The organism is Streptomyces sp. NPDC059371 (assembly GCF_042751995.1).
Taxonomy (GTDB): Bacteria; Actinomycetota; Actinomycetes; order Streptomycetales; family Streptomycetaceae; genus Streptomyces.
Genome location: NZ_JBHYXD010000030.1, coordinates 54,188 through 73,028, shown reverse-complemented (window position 1 = coordinate 73,028; position 18,841 = coordinate 54,188). Strand labels below are relative to the sequence as shown.

The 18,841-nt window shown below is 69.8% G+C and carries 15 protein-coding genes and 4 pseudogenes; 5 read left to right on the top strand and 14 right to left on the bottom strand.

All coding sequences use genetic code 11. The features are described 5' to 3' along the window. The first annotated feature begins 146 nt into the window (after nt 1–146). Nucleotides 147–494, top strand: coding sequence for a hypothetical protein (locus tag ACFXGX_RS19290; protein ID WP_384792314.1), 348 nt, complete (start codon nt 147–149; stop codon nt 492–494). A 289-nt stretch (nt 495–783) separates the two neighbouring features. Further along, the gene (locus ACFXGX_RS19285; protein ID WP_384792311.1) at nt 784–939 is read left to right on the top strand and encodes a hypothetical protein; all 156 of its coding nucleotides are present in this window, start codon (nt 784–786) and stop codon (nt 937–939) included. A gap of 27 nt (nt 940–966) precedes the next feature. Here ACFXGX_RS19285 and ACFXGX_RS19280 read toward each other — a convergent pair whose 3' ends face one another. Both ACFXGX_RS19280 and ACFXGX_RS19275 read right to left on the bottom strand, forming a co-directional pair. Next, complete coding sequence (locus ACFXGX_RS19280; protein ID WP_384792308.1) at nt 967–2,520, bottom strand: alpha/beta hydrolase; 1,554 nt, start codon at nt 2,518–2,520, stop codon at nt 967–969. Between the two features lie 166 nt (nt 2,521–2,686). After that, a complete protein-coding gene (locus ACFXGX_RS19275) occupies nt 2,687–3,352 on the bottom strand; it encodes a TetR/AcrR family transcriptional regulator (protein WP_384792305.1) in 666 nt (221 codons plus the stop codon). A gap of 167 nt (nt 3,353–3,519) precedes the next feature. Between ACFXGX_RS19275 and ACFXGX_RS19270 the strand changes: the two are divergent. Both ACFXGX_RS19270 and ACFXGX_RS19265 read left to right on the top strand, forming a co-directional pair. After that, nucleotides 3,520–4,460 (top strand): annotated as a pseudogene (locus tag ACFXGX_RS19270) (zinc-binding dehydrogenase). Nucleotides 4,461–4,704: 244 nt separating this feature from the next. Further along, nucleotides 4,705–5,828: pseudogene (locus tag ACFXGX_RS19265) on the top strand (IS630 family transposase). Nucleotides 5,829–6,124: 296 nt separating this feature from the next. Here the strand turns inward: ACFXGX_RS19265 and ACFXGX_RS19260 are convergent. The 3 genes from ACFXGX_RS19260 to ACFXGX_RS19250 are packed head-to-tail and all read right to left on the bottom strand — an operon-like array spanning nt 6,125 to nt 8,267. Then, the gene (locus ACFXGX_RS19260) at nt 6,125–7,591 is read right to left on the bottom strand and encodes a UvrD-helicase domain-containing protein (protein WP_384792359.1); all 1,467 of its coding nucleotides are present in this window, start codon (nt 7,589–7,591) and stop codon (nt 6,125–6,127) included. Beyond that, nucleotides 7,588–8,070 carry a hypothetical protein gene (locus ACFXGX_RS19255; RefSeq protein WP_384792302.1) on the bottom strand — a complete coding sequence of 161 codons (483 nt, stop codon included), beginning with the start codon at nt 8,068–8,070 and terminating at the stop codon, nt 7,588–7,590. Before ACFXGX_RS19255 ends, ACFXGX_RS19260 begins: the two co-directional genes overlap by 4 nt. Next, on the bottom strand, nt 8,067–8,267 hold the full coding sequence (locus ACFXGX_RS19250; protein ID WP_384792299.1) for a hypothetical protein: 201 nt from the start codon (nt 8,265–8,267) through the stop codon (nt 8,067–8,069). The genes ACFXGX_RS19255 and ACFXGX_RS19250 overlap by 4 nt, the downstream gene beginning before the upstream one ends. Nucleotides 8,268–8,943: 676 nt before the next feature. Here ACFXGX_RS19250 and ACFXGX_RS19245 point away from each other — a divergent pair. Next, nucleotides 8,944–9,204 (top strand): annotated as a pseudogene (locus ACFXGX_RS19245) (IS5/IS1182 family transposase); the annotation flags it as partial. A 76-nt stretch (nt 9,205–9,280) separates the two neighbouring features. Here the strand turns inward: ACFXGX_RS19245 and ACFXGX_RS19240 are convergent. The 9 genes and pseudogenes from ACFXGX_RS19240 to dnaK form a co-directional block, all read right to left on the bottom strand. Further along, nucleotides 9,281–9,552, bottom strand: a pseudogene (locus ACFXGX_RS19240) (transposase); the annotation flags it as partial. 38 nt (nt 9,553–9,590) lie between these two features. Continuing rightward, the gene (locus ACFXGX_RS19235; protein ID WP_384792296.1) at nt 9,591–11,408 is read right to left on the bottom strand and encodes an FAD-dependent oxidoreductase; all 1,818 of its coding nucleotides are present in this window, start codon (nt 11,406–11,408) and stop codon (nt 9,591–9,593) included. Beyond that, nucleotides 11,408–11,671, bottom strand: coding sequence for a UBP-type zinc finger domain-containing protein (locus ACFXGX_RS19230; RefSeq protein ID WP_067378125.1), 264 nt, complete (start codon nt 11,669–11,671; stop codon nt 11,408–11,410). The genes ACFXGX_RS19235 and ACFXGX_RS19230 overlap by 1 nt, the downstream gene beginning before the upstream one ends. Next, a complete protein-coding gene (gene trxA / locus ACFXGX_RS19225; RefSeq protein WP_384792292.1) occupies nt 11,668–12,123 on the bottom strand; it encodes a thioredoxin in 456 nt (151 codons plus the stop codon). The genes ACFXGX_RS19230 and trxA overlap by 4 nt, the downstream gene beginning before the upstream one ends. Continuing rightward, entirely contained in the window at nt 12,120–14,759 is a 2,640-nt protein-coding gene (gene clpB, locus ACFXGX_RS19220) for an ATP-dependent chaperone ClpB (protein ID WP_384792289.1), read from the bottom strand. The genes trxA and clpB overlap by 4 nt, the downstream gene beginning before the upstream one ends. Further along, nucleotides 14,750–15,157 (bottom strand): chaperone modulator CbpM, encoded by a 408-nt coding sequence (locus ACFXGX_RS19215; RefSeq protein WP_384792286.1) that lies wholly within the window; start codon nt 15,155–15,157, stop codon nt 14,750–14,752. The genes clpB and ACFXGX_RS19215 overlap by 10 nt, the downstream gene beginning before the upstream one ends. Beyond that, entirely contained in the window at nt 15,154–16,098 is a 945-nt protein-coding gene (locus ACFXGX_RS19210; RefSeq protein WP_384792283.1) for a DnaJ C-terminal domain-containing protein, read from the bottom strand. Before ACFXGX_RS19210 ends, ACFXGX_RS19215 begins: the two co-directional genes overlap by 4 nt. Before the next feature lie 6 nt (nt 16,099–16,104). Then, nucleotides 16,105–16,713, bottom strand: coding sequence for a nucleotide exchange factor GrpE (gene grpE, locus ACFXGX_RS19205; protein WP_384792279.1), 609 nt, complete (start codon nt 16,711–16,713; stop codon nt 16,105–16,107). Nucleotides 16,714–16,721: 8 nt separating this feature from the next. Further along, nucleotides 16,722–18,623, bottom strand: coding sequence for a molecular chaperone DnaK (gene dnaK / locus ACFXGX_RS19200; RefSeq protein ID WP_384792276.1), 1,902 nt, complete (start codon nt 18,621–18,623; stop codon nt 16,722–16,724). Nucleotides 18,624–18,841 lie beyond the last annotated feature (218 nt).

The window sequence follows — 18,841 nt, the reverse complement described above, 5'->3', positions numbered from 1 at the left end:
CCTTTCGGGCCGAAATGCCCGGAATGCTGAGACCTGACTACGGACTCAGCAACGGATTACCACTACCTCGACGCCTAGCAAGTGGCTGGGCTCGGATCCTTGGACGGGGAATCATTGATGTCAGTCCGGGGTGAGATTGTTCCTGCATGACTCATACGGCTGGTGGCGGTGCGCAGGGAAGCGTCGAGCACGCGGTCATCGCGCGGTTTCGACTGACTGGCGACGGGTTCGGCGAGCCGGGCGATCGGTCGACTGTCCGCGCGGCCCAGAACTTTTTGACCGAGGCGATCGAACGAGTCGGTGTCGGTGAGTTCGACGGTAACGAGTTCGGGGGCGGCGAGGTGGCGCTCTTCGCCTATGGCCCTGATGCCGACGCGCTCTTCGCCGTCATGGAACCTGCCTTGCGTGACCTGCCGTTCCGCCCCGCGAATGTGGTCTTGCGCTACGGATCCGCGTCGGATCCCTCCGCTTCCGAACGGCTCGTGGAGCTGTAGCGCGGGTCGGCGTCGCGCATCAGGAGGCCAGGGCCGGGTGCGCTTCGCGTCCTCCTCCCAGCCGGCGGCCCGCATTCCGCCACCTCCGTGGATGCGGGAGGTGTTCGAGGTGAACGGGCCCTTTCCCCGGCCGCGTTCGCGCGGTTGGTGTGCGTGGTTGGCGTACGCGCAGATGGCGTCCGCGCGGAAGTTGGCGGGGCGTCAGGGAGCCCATCGACCGTGTCACCGCGACATGTCCTTCGCGGGCTCGCCCGTCCGTGCCACGGAGCCGCCGGGGATCCACGTCGCTGTGGCCGAGGCCGTCCGGAGCGACCTCGCGGCCCACCTGCGCATCGTCCGGCCGCTCTGCCCCGACCACCGCACCGGCACCCACCCGAAGGCGGCCTCGGACCGGGCGGTGCGGTGGCGCCCGCTCGGGGCCGATACGGGCGAACCGGTGTGCTGACGGCCGCCCGGCGGATCCGTACGAGCCTCAGGACATGCCGCCCCGGCACACCGTCCCCGGGGCCGGGGCGCGGCCCGTGCGGAGGTAGTGGTCGACCGTCTCCCTGACGCAGCGGTTCTGCGGGTATGTGCCGTGGCCCTCCTCCTCGGCCGTCAGGAGGACGCCGACGCCGTCGCCCAGGGCGCGGGCCATGTGGCGGGCGCCGGGGTAGGGGGTGATCGGGTCGCCGGTGCCGCCGACCACCAGGACGGGGGCGGCGCCGTCGGCGTTCACCTGGGGCGTGGTGCGCTCGCCGTCGAACGGCCAGTCGTAGCAGAGGTAGACGCCGGTGGACCATGCAGCGCCGAAGACGGGTGAGGCGGCTTTGACGCGGGCTGCGTCCCTGTCGAGGCGATCGAAGCCCGGGCGCAGGCTGGATTCCGCGCACGTGATCGCGGTCAGGGCGGCGCGGCTGTTGTCGCGTGGGGTCGCCGCGCGGTCGGCGGAGCCGATGTCGTCCGCGCCCTTGTTCAGCGGACGGCCGTCGTTGTGGTCGATCAGCGCGGTGAGGGCCTTGGCGAGCGGTGCCCAGCCGTCCGTGCCGAGGCGGAGATGGTCGCTGACGGCGTACGCGAGGTCGTCGGCGTCGAGGTTCCTTCCGCCGCCGGCCGGGGCGGGCTTCTTCTTCAGGCGGTCGGCCAGGCGCGCCATGCGTCGCGCGGCCTCCTCGGGCCCGTCGCCGGTCGGGCAGTGGCGGATACGGGCCGCGCAGTGCGCGGCGAACCGGTCGAACGCCGCCTGGACCGCCTTGACCTGCGACACGTGCTTCTCGTCGAGGTCCTCGGTCGGATCGACGGACGCTTCGAGGACGAGCCGTCCGACGTGCGACGGGTACAGGTGGGCGTAGACCGCGCCGAGCGCCGTTCCGTACGAGACGCCGAAGTAGTGCAGCCGCTCGTCGCCGAGGAGGTAGCGCATCAGGTCGAGGTCGTGCGCGGTGTGCGAGGTGCCGATGTACGGGAGGAGTGCCCCGGAGTGCTCGGCGCAGGCGTCGGCCCCGTCGTAGCCGGTGTCGTCCGCGGTCTTCCCGCAGCGCACGGGGATGGTCGCGCCGACGCCGCGTGGGTCGAAGGAGACCAGGTCGTAGCGGTCGAGGAGCGGCTCGAACTGGTTGAGGAATTCGGGCAGTCCGCTCACGCCGGACACGCCGGGGCCGCCGAAGTTGAGGACGAGCGAGCCGATGCGCCGGGCGTTCGGGCCGGTGGCCTTGCGGCGGATCAGGGCGACGTCGATCGTCCTGCCGTCCGGTTTCCGGTAGTCGAGGGGGGCCTTCATGGTGGCGCAGTCGTAGCCCGTGCGCGCGGTGGGCGGCGAGGTGCAGTTGGACCAGTGGAGGTGCTGGCCGGTGGTGAGCGCGGTGGGCAGGCCGGCGGGCGGGTTGTTCGCGGTGAACTCCGTACGCGGCTCCGCACTCCGGCCGGGAGTGTCGTGCTGGAGCCAGGCGCAGACGGCCCCGATCACGGTGAGGACGACCACCGCGATGATGCGCGCGCCGACCGAGAGGCCCGGTCCATGGCTTTGTATCGGATGTGCGTCACTCATCGAAATCCCCGCGCTCCCGGCCCTGGAGGCCACTTGCCTTCATGTCGTTGATGCGCTTGCACGGGTAGCTCTCCAGCATCCCCCATAGGTCGAGGACATCCGCAGCTCGGTGAGTTCGATCGAACGACCGGACGAGGCCTATGTGGCTCAGCGACATGCCGGCACCCTATGCACTCGATTCACTTCCGATACTCGCCCTGGGCGAGTACGCGAGCTGAAGGCGTGGTGCCGGCGGCAGCGGTGTAGGCGCCCCCGTCTCTGGTGCGGCGCGGAACGCCTCGATCACGTAGGCAGCGAAGCGGCGAGAGGACGTGAGCCGGGTGGCACGCGGCGCGTCTTGGAGGCCCTGGTGGGCCATGAGCATGAGGATCAGGTCGTCGACGACGAAGCCGGGGCGGAGCCGGCCGGTGTCCTGGGCACGGCGGGTCAGTTCGGCAAGCCCGCGCGAAGTCCGCTCTCGGTCGGCGGCGAAGTCCATGGCCTCGGGGAAGGCTGTCATGAAGGCGTCGGCGAATCCCCTGCTGTGTGCGTGGAGTTCGCAGATGCGCTCGACCAGGCTCCGGAATCCGTGCCACGGGTCCGGGTCCGCGAGGGCGTCGCGGACGGCGGCATGGCAGGCCCGCCGTTGCTCGGCGAAGGTCTCCACGATCAGTGCCTGCTTGGTCGGGAAGTGCCGGTACAGCGTGGCGGGGCCGACGCCTGCCTGCCGGGCGACCTCGCGCATGGGCGCGTTCAGGCCCTCCTCGCTGAACACCGCGCGGGCGGCGTCCAGGATGCGGGCCCGGTTGTCGCGGGCGTCGGAGCGCGCAGGGTGAGGCAAACGGTCGGTCATGGCCTCTCACTTTAGCCAATTGGACGGGGGCGTCCGTTACGGTCCGATGGCGGTGACGCCGCCCCGTCCCGGCACCACGCTCGTGGTGCCTCGGGCTGTGGAGCCGGGCTCGCCGCTCATGGTCGCAGCAGCTGTGGCCCGTTCGTCCACCGGCCTGAGGAGCAGAGATGAAAGCCGTCGTGATCAGGCAGTTTGGAAACCCTGACGGTCTGGAGGTCGTCGACTTGCCCGTGCCCGTCCCCGCACCGGGGCAGGTGCGGATCACCACGGAGGCGATCGGGGTAGGCGGCGTGGACGCCGTGATCCGCCGGGGAACGCTCGCCGCGTACGGCTTCCGGGAGGGCCATCTCCTCGGCAGCGAGGTAGCGGGTGGCGTCACCGCAGTGGGAGAGGGGGTGGACGCTTCGTGGATGGGGCGGCGGGTGTGGGCGTTCACCGGCCTGTCCGGTGGGTATGCCGAGCAGGCCGTCGCCTCGGTCGAGGACGTCCTTCTGCTGCCTGACGGCCTGACCGGCGCGGACGCGGTGACTCTCGGCGGTTCCGGTGTGGTCGCCCACTTCGCTCTGGACCGCGCTCGTTTCACGCCCGGCGAGACGGTGCTCGTGCGCGGTGCGGCGGGCAGCATAGGGATCACGGCGGTCCAGCTTGCGGCCAAGGGCGGTGCGGGCGCGGTGGCGGTCACCACCTCATCGGCGGAACGGGCGCGACCCATGTCCTCGACCGCTCCGGCGAGGGTGGCTCGGACGCACCGTCGGGTTTCGACGTGGTGATTGATGTCGTGGAGGGCCCTCAACTCTCCCTGTTCCTGGACCGGTTGAACGCGAACGGGCGGTACGTGGCTGTCGGCGTGGTCGGCGGGCAGCCGCCGGCGGACTTCGGCATGCGGCTGATGGATGCCTTCCGCAAGTCGCTGTCGTTCGCCACCTTCAGCTCCGACACCGTGCCCGGCTCCGACAGGCAGGCGGTGCGGTCGTCCCAGTTCGATGATGCCGCGCACGGGGACCTGCGCACGGTCGTGCACGCGGTGCTGCCGCTGGACCAGGCGGTGCTGGCTCACCGCGAAATGGACGCGGGCAGGGTATTCGGCAGGGTCGTGCTGGCGCCCTGAGCCGGGCAGGAACGGTGTTCGCGGCCCCAGGCAACGGAATGGGACCCGCTCGGATCGCGGCCGACACCCGCCGCAGACTGTCACTCACCACGGCCAGCGGCCAGGAACGTGCGTGGCGTGCCCGGTTACCGCTGTCTCGTCCCGGCGTCGGAGCGTTCCGTTGCGCATTGCCGCGTGATGATGCGCTGGATGGCCGTGGGCCACTCTCCTACCTCAGCGTGGTGTCGTCCGGTGGAGGGTGAGGATGGCCTTGACCAGATCGGTGATACGCGGACTGGCCGACCAGGAGAAGCAGAAGCCGCAGCGGATCGTGCGCCGGGGCAGCACGAGTTCGGTGCGCTGTCGGCGCGCGATGATGCTGCTTGCCTCGGCCGGCGGAAACCGGGTTCCGGTGATCGCCCAACTGGTCCAGGCCGACGAGGACACCGTCCGGGACGTGATCCACCGGTTCAACGAGATCGGCCTGGCCTGTCTGGACCCTCGATGGGCGGGAGGCCGTCCCCGCCAACTCGGCAATGGCAACGAGGACTTCGTCATCGCGACGGCCACTACCCGACCGGTCAAGCTCGGCCGGCCCTTCACCCGCTGGTAACTGCGCAAGCTGGTTGCCTACCTGCGTAAAGTCCACGGCCGGGTCATCCGCATCGGCCGCGAAGCATTACGCTGCCTGCTCGCCCGCCGCGGTATCACCTTCCAGCGCACCAAGACGTGGAAGGAATCGCCGGACCCCGAGCGGCGACGCCAAACTGGACCGGATCGCGGAGGCCCTGGACGGCTTCCCGGACCGGGTCTTCGCGTTCAACGAGTTCGGCCCGCTCGGCATCCGTCCCACCGCGGGCTCGGGCTGGGCCGAACAGGGGCGTCCCGACCGGCTGCCCGCCACGTGTCACCGTACCCATGGAGTGCGCTACTTCCATGGCTGCTATTCGGTCGGCGAGGACACTCTGTGGGGTGTCAACTGCCGTAGGAAGGATGCCGCCAACACGCTCACCGCGCTGTAGTCGATCCGTACCGCCCGCCCGGACGGCGCCCCTTTCTACGTGATCCTGGACAACCTGTCCGCCCACAAGGGCGCCGACATCCGCCGCTGGGCGAACAAGAACAAGGTCGAGTTGTGCTTGACCCCGACCTACGCCTCGTGGGCGAACCCGATCGAGGCGCATTTCGGACCGTTGCGGCAGTTCACCATCGCCAACTCGCACACCCCAACCACACTGTGCAGACCCGGGCCTCCGCGCCTGTCTGCGCTGGCGCAACGCCAATGCCCGCCACCGCGACGTTCTGGCCGCCGAACGATGTGAACGCACCCCCATTCACAGCGAGAAAGGCATCCGCTGGCGTGGTCGGCTCCTGTCAGCCGCGGCCTGATCCGGCTGGAACGTGAGTCACCGAGACTGTTTGGCGGCGTTTGCCCGATAGCGTTCCAGTACGCCAATGGACAGTGCCGACGCGGCCATCAGCCCGAACCCGATCGAGTTCGAACCACCGCTGTGCTCTCGCTCCCAGATACGGAGTCCGACTGCCAGGACAACGACTCCGAACAGCGCGACCTGTATCCACCTGATGGCCGCGGCCCGCCGGCCGTGGCCATCAGCGTTGCTGTGGTCCAGGTGGTCCAGGCCCTCCAATTGGAAGCACGCAACCCGCCATCACGCCTTCGGAGGTCACGTGGCAAGTCCACCCTCCGGATGATCGTCGATCCAGCACAGACCGCCCAGATCCAGGCGCTGACGGGCACCCGTGATCGCCACATAGGCGAGTCGGGCCTCGCCGTTGTCGATCGGGCCGGGAATGGGTCGCCCGTTGTCGTCCGTCTCGTCGCTGTCCTTCGGCGGGGTGAAGTCGTCCGCGATCCTCACACAGGCCCATTCACGCCCTTTGGCTTTGTGGGCCGTCGAGACTGTGACTTCGGCCGACTCCTCGGATACGAACTGGGCAACGGCGGCAAGGATGGCATCGGTGCCATGAGTGTCGACTAGGTCGACCAGCGGCTGCAGGTCACGTCCCGCCGGGTCGTGAGAAGCGTAGTCCTGCAGCTCTCCCCAGGTGGCGAAGAGGACGAGTTCTGGGTGGATGGCGCGGCGTCCGTCCTTGAGGTCTTGGGCTGCAAGGGCCAGGGCGCGCAAATTGTCTCCTCCCCCAACCACGCCGACCCGGTGCCCTTCGGCAAGGAGGCGCATCGCCTGAGCCATGGCACCGACGTTAGTCCGACACAGCACCGCATTAGGCCGGGTGACGGGGCCCAAATCGGTGGGCACTGTCTCGGTCCCGGTGAGGCGGATCGGGGCGTCGGCGATGGCCAGCCACCGGTTGGCTTCTGCGGCAAGCTGGGGGCCGAAACGGAATGACTGTGAGAGGGCGAGCTGAGTGCCGTCGAAGCCGGTCATGACATCTTTGGCACCGCGCCAGTCGTAGATCGCTTGGGCGGAGTCGCCGACCATCACGAGCTGGGCGTGATCGCGTTGCGCAAGGAAGATCTGTTCAACGACTGGGTTGGTGTCCTGGGCTTCGTCCAAGAGTAGGAAGTCGGCGTTAATTCTCGGCTGAGTAAGGGCCCAGATCTTCAGGTAGTGGTCGTGTTCGAAGCGGATCGCGCCATCGTCAGGGTTTTGTAGGTCGTTCCAGGCTCTGCGGGCGAACGGGAGGACATGGTGGGTGAGTTCGGCGTGGAGTTTCGTGTCTTCGAGGCCGCGCAGGCGCGGGACGTGATGGCGGGTGACGTCCGCATCGGCGGTATGGCAGAAGTGCGCCACGGTACGCACGACGGCGTTGGAGAGGGTCTTGTGGGATAGGTCGCGTTCGCCGATGCGGATGGCCTTGGTGATGCCGAGGGCGTGGCCGGTCTGCCAGGCGGGGCGACGCGGAGAGTTGAGGCGCGCGGTGTAGCGGTGGCCGACGGCAGCGTAGGCCAGGGCATGGGCGGTCTTGCAGCTGACCGTGAGCGGAAAACGGGCGCGGGCGTCCTGGGCGATGGCGCGGTTGTAGGCGAGGTAGCGGCCGCGGCGCCGGGTGGCACGGGCGAGTTCGGCGAGGGTGGTGGTCTTGCCGGTGCCTGCCCCGGCCTGCAGAGCCAGATGCTGGCCGGCGTGGAAGGCGTCGGCCGCGGCTTGCTGTTCTTCGGTGGGCTTCAGCACGGCGCTGCTCCGGTGGTGTGGGTGAGCGCGCGCCCGACGGCGGCCAAGAGATAGGGAGGGGTAGTGCTGGCGAGCAGGTGCTGGAGTGCACGGTCGAGGCGATCGGCGTCCTGATCGGCGTGCCGGGCCAGGGCCCGGTGGACAGCTTCCTGCACGAACAGGTGCGGCGGTCTTCTCGTGTGCTCTGCGGCATCCTCGAGAGCGGCGTATGCGGCGGGCGAGAAGGTGACGTTGAGCAAGATCTGCCCGTGCGGGTCGGGGTAGTGCGTGGTGATCACGTCGATGGGGAGCCGTCCGCCGATCTGATGGCGGAGCCGGTTGAGGGCTTTGGCCGGTGATTTGGCGCGGACCAGGGCCAGGAGGCGGGTGGTGTCGTGGCTGGCTGCGAGCGGCATCGTGCGGGCGGCCCGGTGGAGTTCGGCCGACGTGAGAGCTCTGGTCAGGGTGATGTCCAAGGCGTGGGGCGGCATGCTCATGCCTCTTCGCGGTGGGCGGGCAGGGTGTGGGGCAGCCGGGTGTGGACGTGCGCCGTGTGCAGCAGGGGGTCGAAGACCTGCCATCCGGCCGGCGTGAGATCTGCAGCATCGGGGGTTGCGGCGTGGGCGGGGCAACGCTGGGTGCGCCAGCGCAGCTGCTCGGCGTAGGGCAGGCGGCTGAGGTCATAGACGGCCATGGGCATTGCGGGAAGGGCGAGTTGGCCGCGCTGTGGGGTGGCGGGCAGCAGGACCCACACACCGCATGGTCGGCCGGTGTCGCGCACAGGTCGGGGGCAGCGATGGCGCTGGCGGGTCTGTGCCACGCACCGGATGGCCTCAAGGGCGGCGTCGGCGCAGCTACCGCCTGACCGCGGGGCAGCTGGACTGTGTTTGGTCCGGGTTGATCGCCGAGGGGGCACAGCTCTCAGCAGTGACCCTGAGGGGGACGGGTCCGGGAACTAAGTGTGAGGCAGTGGCTGTCCTGGCCGCCGAGCCAAGGGTGGTCGCCCACCTTCTGTCACCGCGGCCTGCGTCGCTCCCTCGGCCGGCCTTCCTTCAGTAGTGATCTACGGACACGCGCTCAACACCATCAGCTTGGGAAGCTGATGTCGTTTCTGGTCGGTCCGGGCGTTGACCTGTGCGAGAGCCCGCGGTGTGGCCGCGTCGGACTTCGTGGCTTTTACCGTTGCTCCCCGCTGTTCCCCGCCCTATCTGGTGCGGCTGTGGTGCGCGGTGACCTGACGTGCCGCTTCGGCGGCGTCGGCAGCCCCCCGCCCAGCCCCGCCTCCCTCGACGGCTCTGCCGTACTCCGCTGTGCCACTCGCAGGCCGCTCTGAGGCCAGTCGTAAGTGCGGTGCGACAGCGTCGTCGACCGGCTACCTCGGGCTCCGTCGTGATCACCCAGGACAGGCGGTGACACCGCCCCGGAAAGGCAACAAGATCAGCCCGCCCGAGGTCCTCGAAGCCCGTCGGCGAGCCCGCCACCGACACTCCTCGAAACGCATCACCGTCGAACACGCCCTCGCCGACCACAAACGCTGGAAACAACTGACGCGCTGGACCCACCGACGCGAGACCCTGCCCGCCACCTACCGAGCCATCGCCAGCCTCGTCTCCGACCGCACCACCGGCTGACAACAGCCACGACCGGGAGAAACACACTCGCCCGCTATCACGCACCAGCTCGTTATAAGAGGGCTCTGATCCGCCTTCAGGCCGATGAGTGCTGGGTGTCCGTTTCGATTCGCCATGTTGGCGTGGATTCTCCGGTCAGCTCTCGGGGGACATTTTGCTAGCCATTGCCCAGTGGATCATCGTGCGGGATCTATGTGGGAGGGCTTCGTAGTCCTGTGCGAGGCGGCGGTGCTGCATCAGCCGGCCGAAGGTCCGCTCGATCACCCACCGTTTCGGCAGGGGCTCGAAGCCCTTTATCCGTGAGCGCTGGACGACTTCCACGTCGATGCCGAGTGAGGCGCCGTGGTTGAGGATGCTGCTCTGGTACCCGCCGCGCCCGTCATTTGTCATGCGGGCGGCCATGCGGACTCCTTGTGACGTATGCGTGGGGAGGCGTCCGAGCCGCCCGCGGCAACGGACATGCCCGTGGTGCCGGGTGCGGCCGAGTGCCCCAGGTGCCGGTGCACGAAGTGGATGGCCATCGCGCCCTCGCCGGCCGCCGAGGCCACCCGCTTGACCGAGCCGCTGCGGATGTCCCCCACCGCGAAGACCCCGGGCAGGCTGGTCTCCAGGGTCATGCACGGGCGCCCGCGGCCGTGCCACACCTCGGGGTAGGCGCAGGCTTCCTGGGCCTCCGGGCCGGTGAGGACGAAGCCGCGGGAGTCGAGGGCGATGATGCCCGCGAGCCACTCGGTGTGGGGGTCGGCGCCGGTGAAGACGAACAGGCCCCCTACCGCGAGTCGGCGGTGCCCGCCCGTGCGGTTGTCGACCACGTCGAGCTCCTCCAGCACCTCCTGGCCGATGACCTCGGTGACCTCGGTGTGCAGCATGACCTCCACCCGCGGATGGCGTTCGACCTGGTCGACCAGGTAGCGGGACATGTTGGCCTCAAGGCTGGGTCCTCGGACCAGCAGGCACACCTTCGGCGCGTACCCGGCGAGGAACAGCACCGCCTGGCCCGCCGAGTTGCCTCCGCCGATGACGGCCACCGGGTCGGTGCGGCACTGCTGGGCCTCGTAGACGGTCGCCGAGTAATGGACGCTCGTTCCCTCAAGGCGTTCGATGCCGGGCACCTGGAGCCGGCGATAGCGGGCGCCCGTGGCCAGGACGACGGCGCGGGCGGCGATCTCGCTGCCGTCGGCGAACGCCACCACGTAGTGGTCCTCGTCCTTGGGATGGAGACCGGTCGCCTCCACCGGAATGCTGATCCTGGCGCCGAACTTGCCGGCCTGGAGCACGGCGCGTTCGGTGAGTTCGGCGCCGGAGATGCCGGCGGGGAAGCCGAGCAGGTTCTCGATGCGGGACGACGTGCCGGCCTGGCCACCGGCGGCCATCGCCTCCACCACGGTGGTGCTCAGGCCCTCGGAGGCGGCGTACACCGCGGCAGCGAGGCCGGCGGGTCCGGAGCCGACGATGAGGACGTCGCCGTGTCGGTTTCCGGCGGGCAGTGACGGCAGGCCGATGAGCCGGGCCAGGTCCGCGTTGCTGGGGTTGCGCAACAGGGTGGTGTCCCGCCACATGACGAGCGGTGTCTCCTCCGGGCCGACGCCGAAGCGGCGCAGCAGGTCCTCGGCCTCCTCGTCGGTCTCCAGGTCGATCCAGCGGTGCGGCAGCCGGTTGCGGATGGCGAACTCGCGCAGCCGCCTGGTGTCGGGCGAGTAGCGCGAGCCGATGATGCGGAAGCCGGCGCCCTGTCCGACGAGCAGCGCGCGACGGCCCAGACAGGCGCGCAGCACGACGTCCCCGATGGTGGGGTCCTGGGACACCAGGTGGCGCAACTGGTCCAGGGAGACGACGAGGACCTCGCCCGGCTCCCTGGCGACAGCGGTGTAGAAGGCCACCTGCCCGTGCAGCAGCCCGAGTTCGCCGATGAAGCGGCCGGGGCCGTGCACGCGCAGCACGTGCTCCTCGGGAGTGCCGTAGTCCTCGACGACGGCGACGGTACCGCTGAGGACGACGAAGAACGTCTCGCAGCGCTCACCCTCCTGGATCAGCACGTCGTTGGGAGCCATGCTCCGGCGTTGCCCGTGCTCCGCCAGACGTGCTGTCTGGTCCTCCGTAAGGCGCGGATACGCGCCGCAGGTGTCCGGGGTCTCCTGGAAGCCGGTCTCGTCCGCTTCCTCCGGCACCGGTTCTCCGCCCGGCAGCGGATGGTCGCCGGACATCAGACGAACGCCTCGTGGACGTAGCACCAGCGCCATTCCTCGCCGGGCTGGAACGACTGCACGATCGGATGTGCGTCCGCAGCCGCGTGCCTACGCGCGTGCTTGTTCGGCGAGGAGTCGCAGCAGCCGACGTGCCCGCAGGTCAGGCAGAGCCTCAGGTGGACCCATGGGGAGCCGAGCAGCAGACACTCCTGACAGCCCTCTGGGGTCAGCGGCTGGACCGGCCGAACGAGCGCGAGGTGGGGGTCTGCGTGCAGGGTCATCCGGATCGCCCTTCCCGGGTCGTGATCGACTGTTCCACCCACTGGCGCAGAGCGGGGGCGGGCGCCGCCCCCGCCTGCCTGGCGACCGTTTCGCCCCGGTCGAGGACGAGCAGTGTCGGTACCGCCTGGACCTCGAAACGCTGCGAGAGCCGCGGGTTCTTGTCGATGTCGACCTTGACGAGTTTGATGCGGCCGGCGAGCTCGGTGGCGACCTTCTCCAGCGCGGGGCTGACCATGCGGCAGGGGCCGCACCAGGTGGCCCACAGGTCGACCACGACGGGGACGCCGGCCCGCTCGGCGACCTCGGTGAAGTCGGCGTCGCCCGCGTCCACCATCCACGGCAGGAACTGCTTGCAGTGGCCGCACCTGGGGCGGCCCTCCGCGGCCACGGGCACTCGGTTGGTGCGCCCGCAGTTGGGACAACTGACGGTCGTCGCCTGCATCGTGCTCATGCCGCCCGCGCCCCCTTCACATCCTCGGGCTGGTCATAGGTGACCACCAGCTCTCCGTGTTCGGCGTCGACGCGGACCGTCGCGCCGTCCTGGACGTCACCGCGCAGCAGGGCGCGTCCGACCAGTGTCTCGACCTCGTGGGAGATGTAGCGGCGCAGTGGCCGGGCCCCGTACACCGGGTCGTAGCCCTGGTGGGCAATCACTTCCCGGGCGGCGTCGGTGAGTTCGACGGTGATGCGGCGTTCGGCGAGCCGCTGTCGCAGTTCGTCGAACTGCAGCTCCACGATCCGCTCGATCTGCCGCTCGCCGAGCGGTTTGAACAGCACGATGTCGTCGACGCGGTTGAGGAACTCCGGGCGGAAGTGCCCGCGCAGCTCGCCCATCACCAGGGCGCGGGCGTCGGGCTTGATCTCGCCCTCGGCGGTGGCGCCGTCGAGGAGGTGCTCGGAGCCGATGTTGGACGTCATGATGATCACGGTGTTGCGGAAGTTGACGGTGCGGCCCTGCGCATCGGTGATGCGGCCGTCGTCGAGGATCTGCAGCAGGGTGTTGAAGACATCGGTGTGCGCCTTCTCGACCTCGTCGAACAGCACGACCGAGTACGGCTTGCGGCGTACGGCCTCGGTGAGCTGGCCGCCTTCCTCGTAGCCGACGTATCCGGGCGGCGCGCCCATGAGCCGGCTGACGGTGTGCCGCTCCTGGTACTCACTCATGTCGAGGCGGACCATGTTCTCCTCGGAGTCGAACAGGGTCCGGGCGAGCGTCTTGGCCAGCTCGGTCTTCCCGACGCCGGTGGGGCCGAGGAAGATGAACGAGCCGATGGGGCGGCGAGGGTCGCGGATGCCGGAGCGCGCGCGGATGACGGCGTCGGCGACGAGCTTGACGGCTTCGTCCTGGCCGATGACGCGCTCGCGCAGGATCTCGTCGAGGCGCAGCAGTTTCTCGCGTTCGCCCTCCTGGAGGCGGGCGACGGGGATGCCGGTCCAGGCGGCGACGATCTCGGCGATCTCCTCCTCGGTGACGACCTCGCGCAGCAGCCGGTTCTGCCCTTGCTTGGCGGCCAGTTGCTCCTCCTCTGCGGCAAGTCGGCGCTCCAGGTCCTGGAGTCGGCCGTAGCGGAGTTCGGCGGCGCGGTTGAGGTCGTAGGCGCGTTCGGCTTCCTCCGCATCGTGACGGACCTGCTCCAGTTCCTGGCGCAGTTCCTGCACGCGGCGGATCGCCTGCCGTTCGGCCTCCCACTGGGCGTGTTTGGCGTCGGCCTCGCCGCGCAGGTCGGCCAACTCCCTGCGCAGCTCCTCCAGGCGGGTTTTGCTGGCGGGGTCGGTCTCCTTGGACAGGGCCGCTTCCTCGATCTCCAGGCGGGTGACGCGGCGGGTGATCTCGTCGAGTTCGGCGGGCATCGAGTCGATCTCGGTACGCAGCCGGGCGCACGCCTCGTCGACGAGGTCGATGGCCTTGTCGGGCAGGAACCGGTCGGTGATGTAGCGGTGGCTGAGGGTGGCCGCGGAGACCAGCGCGGTGTCCTGGATCTTCACGCCGTGGAACACCTCCAGGCGTTCGCGCAGTCCGCGCAGGATGGAGATGGTGTCCTCCACGCTCGGCTCGCCGACCAGGACCTGTTGGAAGCGGCGTTCGAGGGCGGCGTCCTTCTCGATGTGCTTGCGGTACTCGTCGAGGGTGGTGGCGCCGATCATGTGGAGTTCGCCGCGGGCGAGCATCGGCTTGAGCATGTTGCCCGCGTCCATGGCCCCTTCGGCGGCGCCCGCTCCTACGACGGTGTGGAGTTCGTCGACGAAGAGCAGGATGCGCCCCTGGGCGGCCTTCACCTCGGACAGCACGGCCTTGAGGCGTTCCTCGAACTCGCCGCGGTACTTGGCGCCGGCGACCAGGGAGCCCATGTCGAGGGCGAACACCGTCTTGTCGCGCAGGCCCTCGGGGACGTCGCCGCGAACGATGCGCTGGGCCAGGCCCTCGACGATGGCGGTCTTGCCGACGCCGGGGTCGCCGATGAGGACGGGGTTGTTCTTGGTCTTGCGGCTGAGGATCTGGGTGACGCGGCGGATCTCGGCGTCGCGGCCGATGACCGGGTCCAGCCGCCCCGACCGAGCCTCGAGGACCAGGTCGCGGCCGTACTTCTCCAGAGCCTCGTAGGCCACTTCGGGGTTGGCGGAGGTGACGCGCTGGTTTCCGCGGACCTGGGTGAGCGCGCCCAGGAACGAGTCCCTGGTGATGCCGGCCTGTTTGAGCAGTCGCCCGGCTGCGGTCGAAGAGCTCTCCTCGGCCAGGGCGAGCAGGAGGTGTTCCACGGACACGTACTCGTCCTTGAGGCGCTTGGCCTCCCGTTCGGCGGCGTCGAGCAGGCGGGAGAGGCGCTGGGTGACGAAGACCTGGCCAGGTGCCGCGCCGGGGCCTGTGACCTTGGGGCGGCGGGAGAGTTCCTCGCGAACGGCAGCGCGCAGTTCCGTCGGCTCGGTGCCGGCCTGTTGCAGCAACCGCGGGATCAGACCGTCCTCCTGATCGAGAAGTGCGAGCAGCAGGTGTTCCCCGTCGACCTCGGTGTGCCCCATGCCGACGGCCGCGGTCTGGGCCTCCTGGAGGGCTCCTTGGGACTTCTGGGTGAGACGGTTCATGTCCATGGGGGTGTTTCACTCCTCGTGCCGCGGCCGCGCAGGGCGGCTTCGAGCAGGCTGATGCGGTCGAGCAGGTCGAGCACCAGGCCGATGGATGCGTAGTTGAGGCAGAGTCCGGTGCGCAGCCGCTGGATGCGGGCAAGGACCGCCGGGGCCGTGGGGTCGAACACCAGGTGCCCCGCGGCGTCGCGTTCGGCGTCGACAAGGCCGAGGGCGACGAACCGGCGGATCAAATCGGGGTGGAGGCCCGAACGACGGGCCACGGCGTCGAGGGAGAGCCTGGGGGCGGGCACGAGCGCGTACCGGACGGCCGTCGAGGCGGTGATGTCGGCGCCCGTTCGTACCGGACGGGCGCCCCCTTCGGGCCGGCCGATGCCTGCCGATCCCGCGGGTCGGTCGTTCATCGCGTCCTCCTGGGGTCGAACGAGGAAGTGGCGGCGAGCTCCTGGAACAGTTCGCGCTCCCGGTCGCCGAGGGTGGGCGGCACCATGATGCGGAGTTCGGCGTACAGGTCGCCGTTCGCGCCGCGCGGGTTCGGCATGCCCTCGCCACGCAGCCGGAGCCGCCGGCCGCTGGAGGAACCCGGGGGCACCGTGACCTTGGCCGTGCTCCCGCCGGGCGTGGGCACCGGCACGGTCGCCCCCAGGGCCGCCTCCCACGGGGCGACCGGGACCTGGATGTGCACGTCACGGCCGTCCAGCCGGAACCGGGGGTGGGGCTGGATACGCACCCGCAGGTACAGGTCGCCCGCAGCGGCGTCGCCACGGCCCCGGCCGCCCTCGCCGGCCAGCCGGATGCGCTGCCCGTCGGTGACACCCGGCGGCACGTCGACCTCGTAGCGCCGCGGCTGCCCGGTGGGGCTGGCGAGCGTGACGGTGCGACGGCCGCCTCGGTACGCCTCCTCGACGGTGAGCGGCAGCTCGGCCTCCTGGTCCGCTCCGGGGACGCCGCCTGGGGCTGCGCCGGCTCCGAACATGGAGCCGAACAGGTCCTCGATGTCGATGCCCTCCGCGCCGAAGTCGTCGCCGAAGCCGGTGGCGTACCGGACGCGGGGGCCGCCCGCGGTCCGGCCGCGGAAGCCGCCGCCCGCTCCGGCCGCGACCCGCTCGTCGAAGTCCTCGGGGATTTTGCGGAAGTCCTCGCCGAAGCGGTCGTAGCGGGCCCGGGTCTTGGGATCGGACAGGACGCTGTGTGCCTCGTTGAGGTCCTTGAAACGCTCCTCCGCCGCAGGGTCCTTGTTGACGTCGGGGTGGTACTGGCGGGCGAGTTTGCGATACGCCTGCTGGATCTCGTCCTGGCTCGCGCTCCGCGTCACGCCGAGCACCTCGTAGTAGTCCCGTGCCATCGCCGGTCACTCCCGCTTCGCGACGGTCACCGCGGCCGGCCTGAGCTGCCTCTGACCGTCCCCGTAGCCGGGGCGCAGCACCTCGACGACCGTGCCCGGTGGGGCGTCTGGGTCCTGGACGACGCCGACCACCTCGTGCCGGGCCGGGTCGAAGACGACGCCGGTCTCCGCGTGGCGCGGGTAGCCGAGCAGTTCGAGGACGCTCACGGCCTGGTCGCGTACGGCCCGGATGCCCTCCACGATCGCGCCCGGATCGGCGCCGGCGTGGGTCAGGGCGAGTTCGAGGTTGTCGAGGACGGGCAGGAAGGCGGCCGCCGTGCGGGACCGTTCGACCGCCCGTTCGCGCTCCAGTTCCCTGGCGTGACGCTTGCGAAGGTTGTCGAGGTCGGCGAGTGCGCGCCGCCAGCGGTCCTCCAGCTCCTGGATCGCGGTCGCGTACTCGTCCTCGGCGGGCGCGGGGCCGGCGGCGTCGGGCCCCGGTTCGCCGTTCGCCGCTTCGGGCCGGGGCGGGCCCGGTTGGGGCAGATCCCCGCGAGGAGCGGGTCCGGCGCCTTCTGGGACCCGTACGCCCGGATCCGGCGCGGCCTGGTCGGGTTCCTGGGGGTGGGCGGGCATGGCGCGCCTCAGCCCTTGTCGAATTCGGCGTCGATGACATCGTCGCCACCGGCGTCGCCGCTCGTGGGACCACCGGTGGCGGCATTCTGGCCGGGACCGCCGTCCGCGGTGACGGCGCCCTGATGGGCCGCCAGCCCGGCGAGCACCTGCTGGAGTTCGGAGGTCAGGGGCCGCACGCGCTCCACGCCCGCCTCTTCCTTGACCGCCGCCCGGGCGTCGGACACGAGCATCTCGGCGCGTGCCTTCTCGTGCGCGGGTGCTGCCTCGCCCAGTTCGGTGAGACGCTTCTCGACCTGGTACGCGATGGCGTCGAGTTCGTTGCGGGCGTCGACGGCCTCGCGGAGTGCATGGTCCTGGCCCTGGTTGCGCTCGGCTTCCTGGACCATGCGTTCGACCTCACTGCGGTCCAGGTTGGAGCTCTCGCTGATGGTGATGCCCTGTTCCTTGCCGGTGTCCCGGTCGCGGGCCTTGACGTTGAGGATGCCGTTGGCGTCGATGTCGAAGGTGACCTCGATCTGTGGTTCGCCCCGCGGCGCTGGCCGGATGTCGGTGAGCTGGAACCGGCCGAGCACCCGGTTGTCGGCGGCCAGCTCGCGCTCGCCCTGGAGGACGACGATGTCGACAGCGGGCTGGTTGTCCTCGGCGGTGGAGAAGGTCTCGCTGCGGCGCACCGGGATGGTGGTGTTCCGCTCGATGATCTTCGTCATCACTCCGCCGCGTGTCTCCAGGCCCAGCGACAAGGGTGTGACGTCGAGCAGCAGGACATCCTTGACCTCGCCCTTGAGCACCCCGGCCTGGATCGCGGCACCCAGGGCCACGACCTCGTCGGGGTTGACGCTCATGTTGGGTGCCTTGCCGCCGGTCAGCCGGCGGACCAGGGCCTGGACCGCCGGGATACGGGTGGAGCCGCCGACGAGGATGACCTCGTCGATGTCGCTCTCGCCGACCTTGGCATCGGCCATCGCCTGCTGGACCGGTCCCAGGCAGCGCTCCACCAGGTCGCCGGTGATCTGCTCGAACGTGGACCGCATGATCGAGTCGGTGAGGTGCTTGGGGCCCGAGGCGTCGGCGGTGATGAACGGCAGGCTCACCTGCGTCTGCGTCACCGAACTGAGCTCGGTCTTGGCCTTCTCCGCCGCCTCGAACAGGCGTTGCAACGCCTGCGGGTCCTTGCGCAGGTCAATGCCGTTCTCCTTCTGGAAGTCGTCCGCGAGGTAGTCCACCAAGCGCCGGTCGAAGTCGTCGCCGCCCAGGTGACTGTCGCCGGCGGTGGAGCGCACCTCCACCACGCCGTCACCGACGTCGAGGATGCTCACATCGAAGGTGCCGCCGCCCAGGTCGAAGACGAGGACGGTCTCGTGCTCCTTCTTGTCCACGCCGTACGCGAGGGCCGCCGCGGTCGGCTCGTTGATGATCCGCAGCACCTCCAGTCCGGCAATCCGTCCGGCGTCCTTGGTTGCGGTGCGCTGAGCGTCGTTGAAGTAGGCGGGCACCGTGATGACCGCCTCCGTGACCTTCTCCCCGAGCTGCTTGGAGGCGTCGTCGGCGAGCTTGCGGAGCACCTGTGCGCTGATCTCCTCAGGCGCGTACAGCTTGTCGCGCACCTTGAAGCGGGCCGCCCCGCCGTCGCCCTCGACGACGTCGTACGCCACGGCCCTGGCCTCGTCGGAGATCTCGTCGAAGTGCCGGCCGATGAACCGCTTGGCCGAGTAGATGGTGCCCTTCGGGTTGAGGATCGCCTGGCGCCGGGCCAGCTGACCCACCAGACGTTCCCCGGTGTCGGTGAAGGCCACCACGGACGGTGTCGTGCGGTTGCCCTCGCTGTTGGGCACGACGGACGGCTCGCCGCCCTCCCACACGGCGATCACCGAGTTGGTGGTGCCCAGGTCGATGCCCACTGCCTTGGCCATGAGGAACTCCTCCCGGTACGACGCCTGCGTCGACTCTCCGGATCACGTTCATTTCAGGTAGGGGGTGGGACCTCCGCCGGTTTCCTGCCTGTGCGCACGGAGGGTCTCAAGCACTGCCCATGGTGACGAACCGGGTGGCTCCACGCCTGCGCCTGGCGAGTCAGGAATGCACGGCTCCGGTCGCCCCACGAGTACGAGAGGAGGAATCCGAACATCTC